We start from the raw sequence: 20554 nt of genomic DNA on the forward strand, positions 1-20554 counted from the left end.
CTGTTATTAAAATCTGCTGTCGTGAATGTGCGTGATGTCGATACACAAGGTATCATTGTTTAACTTCCCTGCCTTGGGTGCGATCGCCTGTTTTCTATCCCAGTCACAATTAAGTTGCATTCAAAAAGAGTAGTTGAAGCATCTGCCGATCCGGAGAGAATTTCTCCCCATCTCATAACACCCCACGAATTTCTTACACTAGATCTGCAAGACACTCACAAATGCTCAAGACAATGAAAACCCCCGGAAATTTCGACTTTGAGGATGATAAATTTAACGCACCGCCTTCTCAAGTCATCCCTTGGTGTCAGATGATTAATCCTCGCTATGGTCAAGATGGTATCCAGCCCTATGGCTTAGCAATAAAGTTAGATAATGCCCATGCTGTAGGGTTTCAGCCGGATGAGAATTGGCAGCAGATCGAGCATGAATTTAGCTCCGGAGTGGAAACAGTGTATATTACTACCACCCCACGCATAGTAGTAGTACGGCGCGGACCCTTGTCTGTCAAAGACCGAGAAACTGGAGTCAAATTAGGTACACTCAGAGATAATTATGATGCTTTTTTAGCAGACAAACTTAAATTTAAAACTTTTACACGTTATCTAATTTTTATAGTTGGAGAAAATAAAAAATTTTTACATGAATTACCACTACAACTGACTTTAAATGGTGCAGCCGGAGCAAGTTTTAGTAAAGCTTATTGTGAATATCAACAAGGCAGAATTACAGGTGGATTTCTAGCAGAACTAGAAAGGGCTTATGCTGCTTACCGCAAACTACCATTAACGCCAAAAGGGCCGCTATTTCACGCTCACGGCATTTTTTGCCCAATCATTGATTCGGAAGAAAGAGGTATTGAACCAAATACAGTTTTGGTTGCTTCTACTGTGGACTACAAACATCCGACGGTTTCGACTTTAACCCAATATTTAATAGCTTCTGATGCTCCAGAGTCGGAGATAATTATCAAGAATTACGAAGAATACAAAGATTTTGGCAAGGAACCTACTAAGGCAGAACCACCTAAGATGGTAGCAGCAGGAGTTTCTAGTTCCTATATTTATCCTGATGAGGATGACTTTAGTTATCCACCTTATTAAATTGGTTGAAGAAGGCAAAAAGCAATTAGCAAGTAGCGTGCGCTATGGACATTAGTCCTAACGCACCGAAAATCTCTTCTTTTTAATTTCATTAGCTACAAACTAGAGAGAGAGGGGGGTAAATTTATCCAAGTTGACAGATTCTTTCTCAGTACAAAGCTTTGTTTCTGTTGCGGATATTTGCTGAACTTAAGTATCCGTGAGTGGATTTGTCCAAGTTGCCAAACAACCCATGACAGAGATGAAAATGCTTCACGGAACTTGAGAGCAGAAGGGATAAGAATACTAGAAACAAATACTGTGGGACACACAGAATTTCAAGCTTGTGGAGAAACAGTAAGACTCGTTGGTACTTGCGCCAAAAAGCGTGTTTCTGAGAAACAAGAATCTCCCGCTACATTGCTTTAGCAATTAGCGGTGAGAGTGTCAATACCTGCCTCACTGATGTAAATTTGCTAACAACTCGGCAATTTGCTGATTAATGTTTGTCACATCAAAACGCTGACTAGCTGTAGTCCGAGCATGATTAGAAATCATCGCAGTTTTTGATGACTCTTGTAAACAGGTGGTAATTACCTGTGCAAGTTCTTGAGATTCTCCTGGTGTGACTAAAAAACCATTTACACCATCTTCTACCAATTCCACTGCACCACCAGCTTTTGCTGCTATGACTGGTTTTCCACATAGCATAGCCTCAACAATGACCCTGCCAAAAGGTTCAGCAGCTGTGGAGGTATGGGCGACTAAGTCACAAGCTGACATTAATTGGGGAATATCTGAACGAAATCCTAAAAATTTGACTCGATTTTCTAGTCCTAAAGTGACAACTTGTTGATGTAATTTTTGGACATATTCTTGTTCACCAAATAACGCATCACCAACTAAAACTGCTATCACTTCTGGAGGACATTGCATTAATGCTTCAATTAATATATGTTGTCCTTTCCAAGGTGCAAGACGACTAAAGTGTCCAACTACAAATTTTCCTTCTAGCCCTAGTTCTTGTCTGGTTTTATGAATAATAGATTCATCTATTTGATAGTTTTTGGGAGCAAAACCGTTGTAGACAACTGCGGTAATATCTGCACGTCCTCCCGCTTCTATAAATGCCGTTTTACTCGCTTGGGAATTGGCAATTACTAATGATGCCCGATTAGCAGCAGTAACAGCAATACGACGGTTAGTTTGGCTAAAATGCTCTGGTGAAAGAATGTCATGTAAATGATAAACCAAAGGACGCCCACTTAAAAAACTAGCGATCGCTCCCACAACTAATGCTTTTTGAGTGTTGGCGTAAATTAAATCGTATTCACGAGCTGTTTGCACAACTTTAGCAAGTAAAGGTATGAGTTGTCCAAGACTTGCTAATCCTTGTACAAAGGAACTTTCTTTGCGAACTTGGATGATTTTATTGCTAAAAACTTGAACTGGAATATGATTTTTTTCTAGTAAAGTTCTAAAATCACCATCAGCAAATAAGCCAACTAAACAATTATCTCGATAAGGTTTGGCAATATCTATGAGACATAGTTCTGCGCCACCTGGTTTACCACTTTGGTCTAAAAACAGAATTTTCATGTTTTACTCTTTCATCTTTCCACCATTAGATTCAGTGATCAATAAAAATACAAAAATAATATAGTCATTATAAAATAAATATAATTAGGCTAATATTACTTTCCTAACATCTTGCGCGATTTTATACCAATCAAAATTAGCAGTAACATACTCACGGCACTCTTCTCGTGAAGGTGTTAGTATTTTTCCTAATAGCACTTGTTCTAATTTTTCCGCAATAGCTGAGACTTCTACAGAAGAAGTGATTAACTGGGGTGAAAATGGTTCTAAAATCTCTGGCATTCCACCCACAGGAGTACACACGACGGGAGTACCACAGGCAAGGGATTCTACTACTGCTAAGCCAAATCCTTCAAAACACTGACTGGGCATGACACTAACATCAGCTGCTTGATAAGCTATGGGCAAATCCTCATCAGGTAGAAATCCTAAAAATTTCACATGTTCATTAAGTCCCAATTCTGTTGCTTGCTGTTGCAATGCTCCTTGGATAGGCCCCCGACCAGTGATCGCTAACCAAAAATCTGCTACTGTTGGTTTAATAATTGCCAAAGCTTGCAATAATTTATCAATTCCAACTCGATGCACTAGGCGACGACTAGTGAAAATAATAGACCTGTCTTGTGGCCAGTCAAGTTTGGCACGGGCCTCGCTACGTGATAAGTTAGACTGAAACTGATCAGTATTCACTCCACCAGGAATGATGTGAATTTTTTCCCAGGGAATTTGATACTGTTCGTGTAGTATCTTACCAAAGGCCTTACTGAGAACAATAAAGCGATCGCACTGATCGTAAGTTCTTTTTTCGATCAGTTGGTGCTTAAGAACAACACTTAATCGCTGACGAACTACTTCGTGGTTACTTTCGGATGCCCAAGGCCCGTGAAAGTTAAAGGTAATGGGTACTCCTTTGGGTAATAAATCTAATATGGGGAAGCTATATAAGGCAAAATGCAAATTAACTGCATCCGGTTTGCCCATTCTTGTTTTCTTGAAGTTTTGGCGAATTGACCATAACCGTTGCCAAATATGACTATCTGGTGAACTCAAATTGGTCAACTTGATTGGTAGATTTGGTTGTGTTTCCGGTAAACCTACTCCACATAATTCAATCTGGTCTTGATTTGCTGCTAATTTCTGAGTCAGTTCGTACACATATCTCTCTAGTCCTCCGGGTGTTGTAGGAAACCAACCTACTCCCACACAGAGAATGGATGCAGATGAATTGTGGTCTTTTTTGTTACCTTCCACGTATATATTCCCAATCATGAACTGCTCATCTTTGTATTTACTTTTACCAGCATTTTAGCCACCTTATTTGAAAATACCAGGAAACTAGTGGCTGTAAGGTTTATATTTTTTGATTGAACACATTATTTAGTACATCTTTGTCAGATCTAAGATAGATTTGAGAAAAGTTTGCTCATCACTAAACATTACAATAGTTTAAATGTACTACTTAAAATCATCAGGTTTTTGATTACACATTCAACAAGAATTTGAGATATCTCCATAAATTAAATACTATTTGCAAATATTTAAGCTTTGCAGGTACAGCAATAGTACTTAAAGTTCGTAACCCTTTGGACACCTGCACCTGGCTTGCATGAGGACTGACGTCACCTATAGTCATCCGATTTGATTAATGAATTTACTCGTGGAGACAGGCAATAAGCAATAGGCACTCTTGCAATAGAGAAACCATATGTGTAATTAATTCTGCATATTTACATACTTTATGTTTAATGAGGCTAAGTGAAATAGTACTTCACATGAAATTTTCAATAAAAATAATAACTAATCAATAGATAATGATGCATCAAAATTTTTGTGATTGTGGTTTAGATTACAAAAGAGCAGAAAATATAGTAATTCATTCCGGTAAAGACCCTACCATATAATTTTTACGAAATTGTCCTTAGCTAAATTAAAAAAATAATGTGCTTTTTGTAAATTTTTCATGAAATTAGCCATATTCACTGTAGATATTAGTTATTTTATGGATGAAGATCGTACGCATAAATAATCATGATTACTTCTAATTAAATAACTAATGCCTTGCAACTAAGTATATTTGTTAACCATTAGTAAATAGCATACTTATTTAACTATATGAATCACTTAAAGTCTAAGAACCCTTGGCATCTTGGTGGTTCTCATCACTTCGACAGACCCATTGGCTCCTCGTAGAGTAGCCGAAGCATAGTTCATATAGATTAAATTTTGAGAATTCTTGCTTAAATCCTAATATTAACTAATCAAAATATAATTACTTAGATATTTCAGAAATAAGCCAAAATTCCATCAATAGTTTTTTGACAAAAAATCACACATGAAAAATAAATTGCTACGGCAGATTGAGAAACTCTATCAAAGGCGACATATAAATAACTTATTAAGAAGAGGTGTTTTTAGAAATAACAAAAGGTTAAGTTTTTTACTTAGTATTATCGTCGGTTTTATAAGTGTAACTTTAATTGCTATTTATTTGACTGGCAGAGTTACATCTGTAGCGAATACTCAGACAACATCAACAATCAAGGCATACACGCTACCTGAAAAAAATACTCATACAGCTTCTAACACAGATACATACACCACATCTGCTGCTAATACGTATACATTCCCAGATCAAGATACTTATACACCGACTGCTACAGACACTTACACACTAGCTACGACAAATGCCTATAAAACATCTTGGATAGGTAACTCCTTTGGTGGCGGTAACAAATGGGTACAAATCCAAGTAACTGATATGTACGTGACTCCTGATGGCACAGTGTACACCAATACAGATTGGGATGAAGCCGGAAGAGAGGTAGGAATTTATAAAAATGGAGACGTCATTGGTAAAGCCGATGACTTGCATGGATGGGGAAGGATGGGGGGAGATGCGATCGCAGTCGATCAAAAGTATATGTATGTAGGGATGCAGCAATCTGCTGATGGGAAACCAGGAGAAGATTACCCCCCCAAAGGCACAACATGGTATTGCATCAGACGCTATAACTTATCTGGAAAAGTTGCACCTTTTCCCCAAGGGCGCGGCTGGGATAAAAGCATGTTAATAGTCAGCACCAAAGGTAAAATTGCAGGATTAGCAATTGATGGCCAGCAGTTGTATGCAAGTGACAAAGCAGCCAACTTAGTTCATGTTTACAATACCGCTACGATGAAAGAAATACGTAGCTTTAAAGTCAATAATCCTAGCAAAATAGCCCTTGACAAACAGGGAAATCTGTGGATAATTCAAGACAAAAACAAGATAGGGCATTATTCGCCAACAGGAAAGCAATTACCTGGTGCGATCACAGATGTTGCCCAACCGAGCGCGATCGCAATCGATAATCAAAACAGGTTATTAGTTGCAGACAACGGCCCACGTCAGCAAGTATTAATATACGACATTGCCAGCAAACCCAAACAAGTAGGCACCTTCGGCACTCAAGGAGGAGTTTATTCAGGTAAGCGTGGTGAAATCGGAGATTTGAAATTTTACGGTTTGAGTGGAGTCGGTACAGATGCAGCCGGAAATATCTATGTTAGTAATGTTGGTTTCAATCGTTCCGGCGTAGATTTACGCAAGCTTTCCCCATCGGGCAAATTACAATGGCAATTGCTAGGCTTGCAATTTATAGATACTGCTGATGCTGATGTTGGTACTGATGGCGCAAATGTCTTCACCAAAGACGAACACTTCATCATGGATTACAGCAAAGGTAGCGGTAAAGAATGGCAATACAAAGCCTATACCGTAGATAGGTTCCGTTATCCTAATGATGCCAGACTCCACACCACGCCCACAGCAGCTTTTGTTCGGCGTTTGCAAGGAAAGCGTTTGTTATATCTCTCTTCAGAAATGATGTCAGAACGCCTGTTAATGTATCGTTTTGACGGAGAGATCGCAGTCCCCTGCGGTATATTTGGCAAAGGCAAAGAAGACTGGCTAGCTAATGAACCAACTAATAGTAGTTGGATCTGGATTGATGCGAATGGTGACGGTTCACCTCAAGCCAACGAATATCAAGCCACGGGTGAAAAAGATGATTCTGTTTGGGGCTGGGACATAGATAGCAAAGGAGATGTTTGGCTAGCAGCAGAAGCAGGCTATATCAAACATTACCGCTTTGGTGGATTGAATGCTCATGGTTGTCCAGTTTACAATACCAAAGCTGTGCAAAAAACAGCCATGTCCCAACCGTTTAAAACTCTCACAAGAATTAGATATTTTCCGGAACAGGATGCCATGTATTTAAGCGGTTATACAAGCGATCGCCCCAACATTGATGGTGATTGGGGATTGGTTGGTACAGAAATCATCCGCTACGATAATTGGAGCAAAGCCAAAAAAATACGCTGGCGCATAGCATTACCATATGAAGTCAAACGCGATCCTAAATTGCACATCAAAGCAATGGATGTAGCAGCTAACAGAGTGTTTGCTGTCAGTAGTAAAACCGCAGACGTGTTTGTCTACGACGCCACCACAGGAAAACAAGTACAACAGTTAAAACCAGGGCCCGAGGTTGCAGGCGAAAGCGGCTGGATCGATATACCCTTTGGGATTCGCGCCTTTCGTCGTTCCAATGGTGAGTATTTAGTGTTTGTAGAAGAAGACTTGAAAGCTAAAGTTCTTATGTATCGACTACCAGGATAGATATATCATGTCCGTTTGCACACTTGTCATATTTGTAAAGGTCGGTAATCGGTAGTGGGTAATAGGTTTTATCCTGACAACATAAGCGCCATTGTAGAGAATCAGCAGTTTTGCCACCTCTAGCTAATGGTACGACTCTTGCGGCGTTTAACTGTACCCAGTTGCTGAAGGGAGCGATCGCTGGGAACTTATATTTTTTTGTCAAAATCAATAAGACATTCTTCTCCTTGGTTCAAGATTGAAGTATATGACTTTAGTTAGCAGCGACTTTAGCTGGATTTGGTGAAACCACAAAAGTTAAATAACTACATTCAAATCTGATATTTCAAAAAGGAGATAAACTTTCATGTCACAAAAACATGCAGCCCAACTTTTTAAAGCAGTGAAAGAAGATCAAGTGCTAAAAGAAAGACTCAAAGCAGCATCTGATCCCGAAGGTTTTATCAAGATTGCTCAAGAGCGTGGCTATCATTTCACAATTGAAGAACTAGAGACTGAACTGAGTAAATTATCTTGTGAAGAACTCGCATCTATTGTCAATCCAGGAGTAGCGCCTAGACTCCACATTTATCCAAGGTAATTCCTACGGGTAATGTTTCCACCCAGCAAAGGCGAACACCAGTTACTCATGGGGAAACGTCCACAGCTTCCCTATGAGCGCACTAACTCACTGTTACGCATCTATCACCTAGTCCATAAAAAACCTCGGTGAAACCAACCGAGGTGAAACAGAGAAGTACGAATAACGATACAAGCAATAAAAAGTCCTAACTCACACTTAAAGCAAAAGCATTATAAGAAAAGTTTTTGGTTTGTTATTCAACGGTAGAAATAAAGAGTGTAGAGATTACAGCGTAACTAGCAAAAAATATGACAGCAGCAACCATATAAAGCTCCTCTTGTTTTTTAGTAATTAAGCAAGAATTAATGCACTAATCATATGATTAGTGCTGAGTGCTTTCCATCTGCTGAAAAGACTATTCTCTTCAATGTCTATAGGATGAGATTTGATCAAGAAAAGTTTATTTGTAGCAAGTATAAATTACGTCTAAAGAATTACTTTCAACTGTGTGACGCAACTCTTTTCACTTTGTTGGTTCATAAACTGTATTCGCCAGGGTCGTACCTTTGACCTTTGAGCGATCCTGGCTGTGATGCGGACAGCTGTTGGGGCTTGCATGAACTTTAATAACAACTATCTGGAATCATATTTTGTAGGTTTGTAGTCTTGTTTACCGATTCCAATTGAACAAATTTAATATGTGTAATATGAGTTATATAAAAAACTTGTTTTTGTAAAATAATTAATATGCTATCAAAAGAACAACGACTTCGCTTGGAACGAGAAAAAAACTCCCTTGAACAAGTCTATGAACTTCAAAGGGATAAATTAATAAAAATTCGACAAGCTTTGGTTATTGAAACTGACCCATCACGCAAGTTTCAATATGAACAGCAGATTATACAAGAAGAAAATGAACTTCAGAAACTTAGTGATAGATTAGATGAGATTGAAAATAAAATACAATCAGTAGAAAGTATAAATATACAGGACGAATCTAAAACTATACAGCAGACCAAAATATTAATTTTAACAGCAATACCTCACGGATTGCGCTTAGATAAAGAGATTCGAGAAATAGAGGAAGCTATTCGACGAGCCTCCAATCGAGATTTATTTGAAATTCGTGTGAGAACTGCTGTACGTCCTCAAGATATTCGTCGAGCAATTGCAGAAGAACAACCCGAAATTGTCCACTTTTGTGGACACGGCTTAAAAGATGGCAGTTTGCTGTTAGAAGATGAAGGGGGAAATAATAAACCTGTTTCCGCAGAAGCGTTAGCATCTCTTTTTAAGTTGCATGTCAATTATGTTAAATGTGTGCTGCTAAATGCTTGTTATTCAGAAAAACCTGCTGGAGCAATTAGCCAGTACATTGATTACACAATTGGCATGAATAAACCAATTAAAGACAGAGCTGCGATTGAGTTTGCTAAAGGATTTTATGATGGCTTAGGTTACAAATTATTAGGCAACCAAGATGTGTTTCAAAGAGCCTTTGATGAAGCTATGGTTGCTATTCAAATGGAAAACCTTTTAGAAGGTTCGATACCAATCTTATGGAAGAGAGGTATTACTCAAAAGAATCCAGATATCCAAATATTTCAGGAAGACTATAAACCACAAACTAGAGTAGATACAGTCACAACAATTAAAGCTGACAACTGGATATGTATTCATACATTGACTGCTCATTCAAATACAGTCAATTGTGTTGCGATCAGTCCTAATGGTCAAACTCTTGTCAGTGGTAGCGCCGATAAAACCATCAAAATTTGGAATTTAAATACGGGAAGACAGGTTCACACTCTTGAGGGACATTCAGATACAGTCAATTGTGTTGCGATCAGTCCTGATGGTCAAACTCTTGTGAGTGGTAGCGCTGATAAAACCATCAAAATTTGGAATTTACATACTGGAAAACAAGTTCGCAACCTTGGTGGCTGGTTCTCTGTACACTTAGACTCTATATGTTCCTTGGCAATCACTCCAGATGGTCAAACTCTCGTCAGTGGTAGTCGGGATCATACAATCAAGCTCTGGAATTTGGCAACAGGAAAACAAACAGGTACGCTATCCCAGCACTCATGGGGGGTTTATTCCCTAGCAATCACTCCAGATAGTCAGGCGATCGCTAGTGATAGTTTAGACCATACTATTAAGTTATGTCTTTGGGATACTGAGGAACTGTTGCAAAGTTTTCTTGGCCACGCAGATTGGATTTGGGCGATCGCTATCAGTCCTAATGGTAAAATCCTGGCCAGTGGTAGTCAAGATTGCACAGTTAAACTCTGGAACCTCAAAACAGGCGAACTCCTCCACACCCTCACAGATCATCACAGTCCAGTGCATTCAGTAATTTTTAGCTGGGACGGTCAAATTCTGGCTAGTGGTAGTTATGACAATACAATCAAACTTTGGAGTGGAGAAAATTGGCAACTAATCCACACCCTCACGGGACATACAAATGGTCTGAATTCCATTGCTTTTAGTCCAAACAGTAGGATAATTGCTAGTGCCAGTGATGACAAGACAATTAAAATCTGGCAAAGATGAAGTTATATCATGTCCGCTTGAGGACTTTAACTAATGCACTTTCTACTGAGATACAGTCTCCAGCATATCTTCAGAACAAAGTTTTTGTTTTAAAACCTTGAGTTGCTGACGACCATGGTGCAAAATTGATAATGCCTCTTGTAATGCTTCATTCGTTGCTGTGACTGTCTGTGCTTCTTGAGCGCATACTTCTTGTGCTTGTTGCATTACTGAAAGTGAAGTTTCAATATCTTGAGAATAAGCGTTTTCGATTTGTTGCTCAATTTTTGTAGCAATATTCTCATAAAGCAAGCGAATTTCTTTAATAATAGCTAGTTTAAAATCTGGTAATACCGTTTGCAGTTTTTGTTGGTAGTTCACATTCTGTCTTGCGGTTTTTAAATCTTGAATTTGCCTGATTATTAAGTCAGCAATAAAAGTCGAGGTGTCGCACTCCGACAAAATTTCAAAAGTATCAATATTTGTCCCTAAATATTCATGATTAGCTCCTGTTTTTTGTTCAACAGTGTCTTCTATCCTGGTAACATTAGTTAAATTTTTAAATTCTGCAAAAATAGCTTTTTGCGCTTTTTGACAACTTGCAAAAATAGTTGGTTTATGCACAGCTATACACTTATCAATTGCTTCTCTCAAGGAGTTAGTTAAAAAGAACTGAAAATGTCTTTTAATATCTTCAACTTTAAATTTATGAATGCTAGCGATCGCTTCATTATCAATGCGATTGAGAAACTCAGTCATCCACTGACAAGCTTGGTCACTAAGTTGATTAATTTCATTTTTCATCAACTTAATATGTTGGGCGACCTTGCCAAATAATTCTGAAGTTGGATCTTCACATTGACTAATAACACGACTTAAACGCTCTCTGTCTGCTTGCATTGCATTACGCAGCAACAACAAACTGTCTTCCATTTCTTGCAACATCTGATCTGTATGGTCAGTTGCTCGGTCAAGTTGAATTAAATCACGTTGTAAACGGATAGTTTGTTCCAAACATTGACGAAATTCCTGAAATGCTGTTTCTAATGTTGCTACACAAGCATGATTTGGTCTGGATAATGATTGAATCCGACAGAATTCATCCAAAGCACTAATCCCAAAAAGTTGAGGATTAGGAAACAAATTACTAATTTTTTTATAAGTCCCATTTAATAATCTAGCTGCTTCTGGGTCTGTGCGAATATCATCCATCCGATTCAAAATAAAAAAGACTTTCGGAAAATCTTGAGGGATGACGGACATTTGCAAAAATGCTTGTTCTGATTCTGCAAATGGTGCTAGTGCGGAAGATACAAATACTACTGCATCAGCTTGTAAAAGATAAGTATGAACTTGGCGATCAAATCGCTTGAAAATATCCCCTGTACCGGGAGTATCTACAAGTCGCAGTCCTCGTAACCATTTATTGGGAGTTTCAATTGTCAAATGACTAATGGGCTGAGGTAGTTGGGCTAAAATCTGATTAAGTTGTTCTGATTTTAATTCTTCTTTTGTTAATTGAATTTGTCCGCCATCTGTCAAACAAATAAAAACTTTATGTTCGGAACCGTATTGTATATGATTAATTGTTACTGTTTCTGGCAACACATCTGTAGTCACGATCGCTTCACCTAATAAAGCATTGATGAGTGTCGATTTACCTCTTTTGAAGTCACCAATTACTACAAGTACAAAGTCTGCATCTAAACGAGTCAATATCTGATTTATTTGACTTTGAATCTGTTTGATGAGCCTTTTACCTAGAGCATTTTGAAATTTTTCTAAGCGCAATTCTTCTGTAAAATTAGTGAGAATTTCTAGAAACTCTTGGCGTAAATAGGTAAAGTCATAACTGAGAGATTTAGCAAGTGATTCCATAACAACTTAATATCCTTGAGGCATGACACGAAGAGCTTGCTCGCATAAATTATCAGTTTCTTGTTTGCTGCGTACATCTGCTGTTTTTGCATCCGGTCGCCAAGAATGAAAAACATTACATTCAGCAAACAAGCGCAGCGCCTTAATCCGTTTAGGAATTAGTGGGTGAGTCTGAAAAAGTTCTTGCATTTGCATAGGAGGAGATGGATTTTTGCTCATCTGTTGCAGGTATTTATCAATATTAATTTGCTTTAAAGAATCTCCACTGCCAATAATCAGCTTGACGAAAGCTAATTCTGCGGTTCTCACATCTCCACAGCAAATTAATCCGGCGCGATCGCAAGTAATTTCTGCATACCGACTCCAGCGTTTAAAAAATATTGTTAGTCCGCCTTGGACAAATAAATCCAATACTCCTTGTGTGGGAACTGACTGTAAAACTCCTTCTGCTAATTGATTGGTCATAATTTCGATCACAGTGTTGTAAACACCATGTAAGTTATGAATGTGTCCACATTCATGACCAATGACGAATTTGAGTTCTTCTGGTGTAAAAGATTCGACAATTTCACTAGAGAGGACAATAATTGGTGCGATATCATCAGTGGCGAAAGTATAAGCATCAGACTCAGAGCCGCGCTGAATAAAAATCTGCGGGACACCAATACCCAATCTGTGAGCGCAATCTTCACCAAGTGCATAGATATTGGGATATTGTTGTGGGCCTACCTCAATACTTTCCATCAGGAGTAATTGCTGAAAAATAGGCACAGACCAACTAACTAACGCCTGAGCTACAGTTCTGACTGGCCCCATTGCTGTGAGTTGCTGGCGCAGTTTTTGATCTAAAGAAAAGGCATAGTCGGGGATTCCAGCGACCAAATGAGCAGATAATTGGCGATCGCGCACTTCCAAATAATGGCCAAAATTCAGGTCAACTGCTGCTGTCGGGTTGGTAGGTGATGGATTTTGCATAGTTCAAACCAGGATTGTGAAATGCAATCTCTCAACTGTGAGGTCAGAGTTTTCAACCTCACAGTTGCATTTATGTAAATTTTTATACACTCATGATTTCGACCAGCTCCTGCGATCGTCTTTGAGCACTACCCAAAATTCTCTCTGTCTCTGCACGCATCTCATCTAGTTCCTTTTGTTCAGCTTCGGTGAGAGCCTCGTTCCGCTGCCGTTTTTGGTTCAGTTCTGTGAGAGTATTTTGGGTGTTATCTAGCAAAGCTTCTACTTCCTGAGAAAGCGTTTGTTTGAGATGATCGAAACTCGCAGAAATGTGATCCTCAACTTTTTGGTTGATGGGATTTGATTTCATTTGTTTTTCAATTTCTTGGAGAATAGCTGCTTTGTAATTTTCCTTAAAGGCTTCCACTTGCTCACCACCAAACACCAGTCTCGTCAGCCAACCACCTGTGAATATAGACACAACACCAATAGCAACAAGTGCAGGCCAGGTAATAGGTAATCCAATTGATGCGGCTAACATCCCTGCACCAAATGCTGTACCGAAACTACCAACTGCACCAACTGCTGCACCCTTCACACCCGCAATCCGAAAACCTGCCCAAATACCACCAAATCCTGTGAATACAGCTAAAGCCGCAGCAACCGCTTCTCCGCCTGCACTTCTTTTGCGTTTAGCATCAGCTTCTACATCCACAAACTGCATTTCAATGCGATTTAAAACAGTCACCACAGAGTTAGCAAAATCTTGTAAGCGGTCAATTTCTTCTGCCAACCCTTTTTGAATCTCTGTTTGAATTTTATCTGCTAACTTCTGCCCAGTATTTTGCAAGCTATTAGAAACTTTGCGACCAAGTTTCTCAGTCAGAGCTTTTTTGTTGCTGACTTCCTTGGCGGTAATAGTAGTTGAATCAATAACTTGGATTGCTGTTTGCTTCAACTCTTCTTCTAACTTATTCAATAAAGGTCTAACATTGTATCTGACATTTTCAGCTGCTCGATCAATTAGCTGCATTTCTTCTTTTTTTCTACGGCGCAATTCGGAAATTTCTTGAATAGAAGTTTCGTAGGTTTTCTCAAAATCCTCCAGCTTCATTTTGAGGGCATTCTCTTGAATGTTAATTGTTGATAAAATTTCCCCAGCCGAAGCAATTACTCGATTGAGAGGCACTTGCAATTCAATTGCACCCCGTTCTCTTGCCAAAAATTGCTCTAATGCTTTTTCAAATTCCTGAAAACGACTTTTAGCCAGCAATTCATCATCATTGTTATCCTTGGCTTCTAAAGCCTGGTAAGCAGACAGACCAAAAACTTTCGGTTCACCAATTTTTTTCAAGTAAACCTCATATTCTGCTGAGTCTTCACCCCACTGTTGGGCTGCTCGCTCTAATACATATTCTTTGATTCGCTTTCTGACACTGGCAATCACTTTATCAGCATCTCCAGGCCGATTACAGCGGTCAATTCCCGTGACTACAAAAATGACCCGACCGAGATCATTTGTTAATAGTTTATTCTCTAAAAAGTCTCTTTCCACTTCCGAAACTGGCGACTGCGCCATAATTACCAAAATAGCAGCATCAACCTTTGGTAGAACTGAAAGTGTCACCCCTGTCATACTCGGATCATCATTCAATCCTGGGGTATCAATTATATCTACATTATTTCTACAATAAGGAGCCGGATAATAAACAACCGCTTCTTTAACATTTGCCGCAGTTGCTTCAGCTTCTGGGGTTAATTTCGTGACATATTCACTTAGTTTGTCAATCTCTACTCTCTCTTTACGACCATCTTTGAATTCCACTTCTACATAAGAATTCAAACTATAAGTAACGCGATTGATTGTAGCAGAGCAGGGTTCAATATCTGAGGGCAAAATTTCCTGTCCTAACAAAGCATTAATAAAGGTACTCTTACCACGTTTAAATTCTCCAACAACTGCTACCCAAAAAGTTTTATTTTCTATCTTTTCCAAAACATCATCAATTGCTGTCAGAGATTGTTGGATATTTAGCTTTTCCGAAAAAGAGCGCAATCTTTTCAAATCTAGTACTAAGTTATTAGCTAACTTATTGTAATCTGTGAGTGAGATCAGCGGTGTATTTTGGTTAGTGTCAGCTTTCATTTTCACTCCTGTATATGTGGTTTACTTCCAAAACTTTCGACTCAAATACTAGACTTTGTGGTTCTGATTAGATTTCTTGAGTAGGTCTGTTGATCCGATGTTCATATCCCTCATTTGTCACTTTGGGAGAATCCAATCGCTCAAATAGTTACGGGGCTTTAGTTTCCACTTTTCGTCTATAAATTTTAGTTTCTGTTAGAAAATAAAGCCTCAAACCCGGATGAAATCAAAGTCTCAGAAGTTGGCCGAGATTATTGTTTTCCGAGAGTGACAGAACAGGGATATCTTGCATAAAGCCCAAACAGGGGTAAATCATGGTAAAACAAAAGCATATCTACCTGTATGAACTATTGACCAGTAAAGGGCTTTGTCGCTTGATAGATATGCTTGTGAAAATACCGCGCAAAATATGAGATGAACAGATTTGATATGTTTAGTAGCGAATACGATTCGCTAGCTATTTTTTTTAGCAGACTAATGAGCAATACACCTTGAAATGCAGCGATTTCGGATTGGCTAAAATTTTATTGTCAGCATTTTATGACAAATGAGCAGTTTTATGTCATCATAATTGCAAATATAGAAGTTATATCTGGCTCGTTGCTTTGTTACTATTTTTTTGCAATCCAGAAAAAGCTAAAATCAGGTTTATAATTACCTACCTGAAATCCGGGATGTTACGTTTCTTATAATTCTTTGCAAGAAAATATTTACAAAATCTCACGTAGTTTGCTCATCTAGCTATCTACTCAGATAGTCTAGTACCGCACTTAATACAAAATTTGCAATTAGCCGCATTCTCGTAACTGCAATTTGGACAAATCTTTGTTTCTAACTTATCTTCCTGTTGCATAGTTTGGTAAAGCTGCTCAGATAAAACCCAAGCATGATTGAGGATATTTTGGGTTTCGGTGAGCATTGCATTGATTTTTCTCTGTTCGCTTTCAACCACAGCCTGTTGTTTTCCCTGTAATTTGGCGAGTGTATTTTGAGTATCTTCAATCCAGGAAGTAAGTTCTTGATCGATGTGATTTTTGAGTTTATCTATTCTTCTGCTAGCTGCATAAACGTAATCATCAACTATTTGATTGCTGTTGTGCGATCGCAATTGTTTTTCAATCTCTAAAATGACTTTCGATGTATAATTTTTTTTAAATTTTTAACTTTCTGAGAATTACCTAATCCAGCACCTACTGCTGCACCTACAGCCATTCCTACAGGGCCAAACAAGGAACCAGCAACCCCACCAACAATTGTGTATAAACCATTGGCCTCATCTTTCAACAGAAATACTTCTGAACTGCTAGGAAACAAGTTTGATAAATTTCCAAGTTGTTCTTGATTAAATTCATGCAGGGCTTGATACAGGGAGTTGTTGACTGCTCCTAAATTACTTTTAACAACTATAATATTCTCATCAAACTGATTAAAATGTGTTTCAACAGTACGCATCACTTCAGATGCAATTTCTACTAAAGTGCTGACTTGCTGCAAAGCTGTTGATAATTCTCGATGAATTACAGCCTGAATTTCCTTGGCTATGCTTTGACTAACCTTTTGCACTGCATTGTCAACTTGAGTAGCAAATTGCTGTAGTAGAGCATTGATATCATGAGAAGAGTTTGTTTCTGTTGATTCAATTATTTGCTCTGCTGCTTGTTTTAATCTATCTTCTAATTGATTAATTAACGGATTTATTTGTTTTTTGATACTATCAATAGATGCATATATCTGTAAGTTTTTTTGATTTTTTACATTTTTCAAATTTGTAATTAGATTGTTTGTTTTAGCATATTTATTTTCAATTTCTTGATAAGAATACGATGATTTATTCTTTGTGTTATTCAAGTAGTCTCTAATTTCTGTAGAGATACTAATAACTTGATTTACAACTACCTGTAAAAGTATTTTTCCTCGTTCCTGCGATACAATTTTCTGGAGTGCAAATTCAAATTCCTGAAAACGGCTTTGAGCCAAAAGTACATCATTTTTAGCAATTTTTGCTGACAATGCTTGATAAGCAGAAAGACCAAAAATCTTGATACTGCCAACTTTATTAAGATAGAGTTTGTATGCTGGAGAATTCTGTTCAAAATTTTCTTCAACCCAATCTTGAACAAAGTCTTTGATACGCTGTTTAACGGTTTTTAATACCTTCTCAATATCTTGATGTCGCTTGTAGTGATCAATTCCTGTGACTACAAATATAATTTGGCTCAGATCAGTTGTGAGCAACTTCTGGGTAAGAAAATTACCTTCAGATTCACCAAAAGGTGCTAATACTGATGTCACCATGATGGCAGTTTCAACCTTTTCCAGAACAGAAAGTGTAACTGCTGTCATGTTTTCATCGTCACTTAAGCCAGGTGTATCAATAATTTCTACATTCTGGCGACAGTAATTTACTGGATAATAAATAACAGCTTCTTTAACAGTTGCAGCAACAGCTTCACACTCTGGTGTGAGTTTAGTCACAAAGCTGACTAATTTGTGAATAGCTATGTCCCGCTCTTCATCGTCTTTAAATATAATCTTGACGAATGGTTCTGAACCATAAGTTACGCGGTTAAGAGTAGCCGTTGTTGGTAAAACATCTGCTGGCAGAATTTCATCGCCTAAAATAGCGTTAATAAACGTACTTTTACCTCGTTTAAATTCGCCAACAACTGCAATAGAAAATGAATCTGTTTCAATCCGCTTGATGGCATTATCAGTTTGTTGGATCAGCTTTTCCAGATGAAATTTTTCTGAAAAATTTCGTAATTGCTTTAAATAAGCTACCAGCGTAAGCACTAATTGCTTATAATCGGCGGCAAACGACATATATATTTAATAATGCTGTGATATATTACGTATCATACTAACAATGCATCAAAAATCTTGTCGATACACTGTGTCTTACTCCACTTTACTGAATAAAGACACAAGGCAGTTCCAATGAAAAATGTGATGACTTCCAGTTAAGGCTGATACAAAGAGTTAGTCCTTCAGTAGAGCAATACTAGTACTCAACCACATTAATTTTGATAGGCTTTGAGATCCCCGACTTTTTAAAAAGCCAGGGATCTGGCCCCTCGCAACCCCTCAGAACTTATATGATCGAGTACTAACCTGCTAGCCAGTCTAACCCGGATAGGAGCAATGCGCGCTTTGGAATTGCAGTAAGCACGATGCGTCATATGCAAACACCAACTTTTTTGTCGAATTGCAAGTCTTCACGCGCAAACATCAATTGGCTGGGATAAGCGATCGCTCATAACTGCTCACTTTATACTTGAGCTTACTTCAGTTTTGGGTAAAGCCTGATGTAGTAAACTTCTAATTGTTCAAAAAATCCTAATATAAGACTTGTGTAAATCAATATCTTAATTTTCAAATCACTATAAAGTTTTTTAAATTACAAACTTAATGAAAACTTCATAAAAAAATACAGTATGCATCAAAAATAACAAAAAAATGGTAAAAAATAATACTTTTATTCATAAAAAAACCTTAATCTCAAAACAAAATAAAGATTGTGTAAAGCTTTCCTGATCTAAGTGTCATTCAACTTCAGAAAGACTACATTTTTATTTAAAGGCGTAATGAAGCATTGATGAAAACAGCATAAAAATTTTTTGCGTGTTTTGGAAAGTAGAAGGCTTGCTCAGTGTATATGCGAGAGCAATCTGCTTTTGTGGCTAAGCGTAGGTATTTTTCAAAGTTTCCAAATAGATCCTTAACACGTAATACTACCATCGGAGGAATTCAAAAATCATCAATGTTTTTACATTTGAAAAAATACAGAACCGATGGAAGTAGACAATATTTCTTGAGAGTTTGTTGAAGTGAAAACACCTCATTAATTGCACAATTGTTGTGCAGGGTGCATCTCATGCGTAAACCTATTCTGACAATTTTTTATCAATTCAATCCTTGGAATACCACTATTGGCGGAATTCAGACACTCATCAAGAATTTTATCAAGTACGCTCCCAGTGAATTTGAGGTGCGCCTGGTAGGAACAGGATGCAGTAGCAGCCAAGCTGTAGGTAAATGGCAAGAAGCAGAATTAGCTGGTAGGGTAATTAGTTTCCTGCCTTTATTTACATTGCACAATGACAATATCAGAAGTTTGATACCTACCACCTTGAAGTATACAAGCGCCCTTGTAGGGCATTGCTTTGCTTCAGACTTCATGCATTTTCACAGATTGGAACCAACCTTAGCAGCCCTGAATTGGTGTGGGGAGAAAACTCTGTTTGTTCATAATGATATTCGGGCACAGATGCAGGCTGGGGGTGACAAGAAGGCGATACTGTGGCGAAAATTTCCCGCGGCTTATTTTGCCTTGGAAAAATTTTTACTTAGACAGTTTCACCACATATTGTCATGTAACACTGATGCAGTAGAACTATACCGACAGCGCTACCCAACAATAGCAGAACGTGTAACTTACATCAAAAATTCATTTGACAATGAAATTTTTTATCCATTGAGTAAGGAAGAACGAGAAGCATCAAGATGCAAACTAGCATCTGATTTAGGGTTGGCTGAAGATACGCATTTTGTGCTATTTGCTGGCAGATTACACCCACAGAAAGACCCGGTTTTGTTGGTACGTGCATTTGCGGCGTTGAACATTACCAATGTTCATTTACTGTTGGCAGGTGATGGGGAGTTAACAAATATTGTACGTACAGAAATTGAGCGATTAGGCTTATCTAGGCAAGTGACCATGCTGGGCGCAGTGGAGCAAACAGAAATGGCACAATTGCATCGTATCAGCAATGCATTTGTTCTCAGCAGTGCCTACGAAGGTTTACCTTTAGTGGCGCTTGAGGCACTTGCTAGTGGAACACCTGTAGTTACAACTAGATGCGGTGAAACCCCAAAAATTCTGGCTGCTGATACTGGAGTTGTTTGTGAAGAACGCACTCCCCAGGGTATAGCAGATGCTTTAAAACAGGTATTGCTGCATCCAGAGAATTATCCAACTGAGTCTTGTCTACAGGCTGCCAAGCCTTATGCTGCACATACTGTCATTAAAGAAGTTTATAGCCAAATGTGGCAACGCTGGAACAAATCAAATTGACCGTGTCAATTTGAGGTTTGACTCTTATATCAAGAGGCTTTAGAGCACAAGGACAACTGATTGG

Annotated in this window: 14 protein-coding genes; 6 read left to right on the plus strand and 8 right to left on the minus strand. The window is 38.3% G+C overall.

Translation table 11 applies throughout. The features are described 5' to 3' along the window. Positions 1-233 precede the first annotated feature (233 nt). Entirely contained in the window at positions 234-1103 is an 870-nt protein-coding gene (locus UYK_RS0120370; RefSeq protein ID WP_016872058.1) for a DUF5895 domain-containing protein, read from the plus strand. Positions 1104-1193: 90 nt separating this feature from the next. Next, the gene (locus tag UYK_RS25340) at positions 1194-1511 is read left to right on the plus strand and encodes a transposase (RefSeq protein WP_257998929.1); all 318 of its coding nucleotides are present in this window, start codon (positions 1194-1196) and stop codon (positions 1509-1511) included. A gap of 30 nt (positions 1512-1541) precedes the next feature. On the opposite strand, the gene UYK_RS0120380 is transcribed toward UYK_RS25340, so the two are convergent. Both UYK_RS0120380 and UYK_RS0120385 read right to left on the minus strand, forming a co-directional pair. Then, complete coding sequence (locus UYK_RS0120380; RefSeq protein WP_009456366.1) at positions 1542-2681, minus strand: glycosyltransferase family 4 protein; 1140 nt, start codon at positions 2679-2681, stop codon at positions 1542-1544. An 84-nt stretch (positions 2682-2765) separates the two neighbouring features. Then, positions 2766-3950 (minus strand): glycosyltransferase family 4 protein, encoded by a 1185-nt coding sequence (locus tag UYK_RS0120385; RefSeq protein ID WP_009456367.1) that lies wholly within the window; start codon positions 3948-3950, stop codon positions 2766-2768. Between the two features lie 1063 nt (positions 3951-5013). On the opposite strand from UYK_RS0120385, the gene UYK_RS0120390 reads away from it, so the two are divergent. Then, a complete protein-coding gene (locus tag UYK_RS0120390) occupies positions 5014-7341 on the plus strand; it encodes an NHL repeat-containing protein (protein ID WP_016872059.1) in 2328 nt (775 codons plus the stop codon). Here UYK_RS0120390 and UYK_RS26350 read toward each other — a convergent pair. Further along, entirely contained in the window at positions 7319-7546 is a 228-nt protein-coding gene (locus UYK_RS26350; protein ID WP_131474237.1) for a hypothetical protein, read from the minus strand. The two genes, UYK_RS0120390 and UYK_RS26350, sit on opposite strands and share 23 nt — an antisense overlap. Positions 7547-7687: 141 nt before the next feature. Here UYK_RS26350 and UYK_RS0120395 point away from each other — a divergent pair, with 141 nt between their 5' ends. Together UYK_RS0120395 and UYK_RS25680 are read left to right on the plus strand one after the other, a co-directional pair. Beyond that, positions 7688-7921, plus strand: coding sequence for a Nif11-like leader peptide family natural product precursor (locus UYK_RS0120395; protein ID WP_009456369.1), 234 nt, complete (start codon positions 7688-7690; stop codon positions 7919-7921). 729 nt (positions 7922-8650) lie between these two features. Next, positions 8651-10459, plus strand: coding sequence for a WD40 domain-containing protein (locus UYK_RS25680; protein ID WP_016872060.1), 1809 nt, complete (start codon positions 8651-8653; stop codon positions 10457-10459). 42 nt (positions 10460-10501) lie between these two features. Here the strand turns inward: UYK_RS25680 and UYK_RS0120410 are convergent, their stop codons facing one another. The 5 genes from UYK_RS0120410 to UYK_RS0120430 form a co-directional block, all read right to left on the minus strand. Then, positions 10502-12316, minus strand: coding sequence for a dynamin family protein (locus UYK_RS0120410; RefSeq protein WP_016872061.1), 1815 nt, complete (start codon positions 12314-12316; stop codon positions 10502-10504). 6 nt (positions 12317-12322) lie between these two features. After that, positions 12323-13291 carry a M48 family metallopeptidase gene (locus UYK_RS0120415; RefSeq protein WP_016872062.1) on the minus strand — a complete coding sequence of 323 codons (969 nt, stop codon included), beginning with the start codon at positions 13289-13291 and terminating at the stop codon, positions 12323-12325. A gap of 82 nt (positions 13292-13373) precedes the next feature. Then, positions 13374-15416 (minus strand): dynamin family protein, encoded by a 2043-nt coding sequence (locus UYK_RS0120420; protein WP_016872063.1) that lies wholly within the window; start codon positions 15414-15416, stop codon positions 13374-13376. 745 nt (positions 15417-16161) lie between these two features. Next, on the minus strand, positions 16162-16524 hold the full coding sequence (locus tag UYK_RS0120425) for a zinc ribbon domain-containing protein (protein ID WP_016872064.1): 363 nt from the start codon (positions 16522-16524) through the stop codon (positions 16162-16164). Positions 16525-16538: 14 nt separating this feature from the next. Continuing rightward, positions 16539-18239, minus strand: coding sequence for a dynamin family protein (locus UYK_RS0120430; protein ID WP_016872065.1), 1701 nt, complete (start codon positions 18237-18239; stop codon positions 16539-16541). A gap of 1051 nt (positions 18240-19290) precedes the next feature. Between UYK_RS0120430 and UYK_RS0120440 the strand changes: the two genes are divergently transcribed. Next, complete coding sequence (locus UYK_RS0120440; protein WP_009456377.1) at positions 19291-20490, plus strand: glycosyltransferase; 1200 nt, start codon at positions 19291-19293, stop codon at positions 20488-20490. The last annotated feature ends 64 nt before the right edge of the window (positions 20491-20554 follow it).

It is taken from the genome of Fischerella thermalis PCC 7521, from assembly GCF_000317225.1.
Classification (GTDB): domain Bacteria; phylum Cyanobacteriota; class Cyanobacteriia; order Cyanobacteriales; family Nostocaceae; genus Fischerella; species Fischerella thermalis.

Excerpts from the sequence above, each read along its gene's own strand:
- UYK_RS0120370 (WP_016872058.1), top strand. The coding sequence starts at position 234 with ATGAAAACCCCCGGAAATTTCGACTTTGAGGATGATAAATTTAACGCA.
- UYK_RS0120380 (WP_009456366.1), bottom strand. The coding sequence starts at position 2,681 with ATGAAAATTCTGTTTTTAGACCAAAGTGGTAAACCAGGTGGCGCAGAA.
- UYK_RS0120385 (WP_009456367.1), bottom strand. The coding sequence starts at position 3,950 with ATGATTGGGAATATATACGTGGAAGGTAACAAAAAAGACCACAATTCA.
- UYK_RS0120390 (WP_016872059.1), top strand. The coding sequence starts at position 5,014 with ATGAAAAATAAATTGCTACGGCAGATTGAGAAACTCTATCAAAGGCGA.
- UYK_RS0120395 (WP_009456369.1), top strand. The coding sequence starts at position 7,688 with ATGTCACAAAAACATGCAGCCCAACTTTTTAAAGCAGTGAAAGAAGAT.
- UYK_RS25680 (WP_016872060.1), top strand. The coding sequence starts at position 8,651 with ATGCTATCAAAAGAACAACGACTTCGCTTGGAACGAGAAAAAAACTCC.
- UYK_RS0120410 (WP_016872061.1), bottom strand. The coding sequence starts at position 12,316 with ATGGAATCACTTGCTAAATCTCTCAGTTATGACTTTACCTATTTACGC.
- UYK_RS0120415 (WP_016872062.1), bottom strand. The coding sequence starts at position 13,291 with ATGCAAAATCCATCACCTACCAACCCGACAGCAGCAGTTGACCTGAAT.
- UYK_RS0120420 (WP_016872063.1), bottom strand. The coding sequence starts at position 15,416 with ATGAAAGCTGACACTAACCAAAATACACCGCTGATCTCACTCACAGAT.
- UYK_RS0120430 (WP_016872065.1), bottom strand. The coding sequence starts at position 18,239 with ATGTCGTTTGCCGCCGATTATAAGCAATTAGTGCTTACGCTGGTAGCT.
- UYK_RS0120440 (WP_009456377.1), top strand. The coding sequence starts at position 19,291 with ATGCGTAAACCTATTCTGACAATTTTTTATCAATTCAATCCTTGGAAT.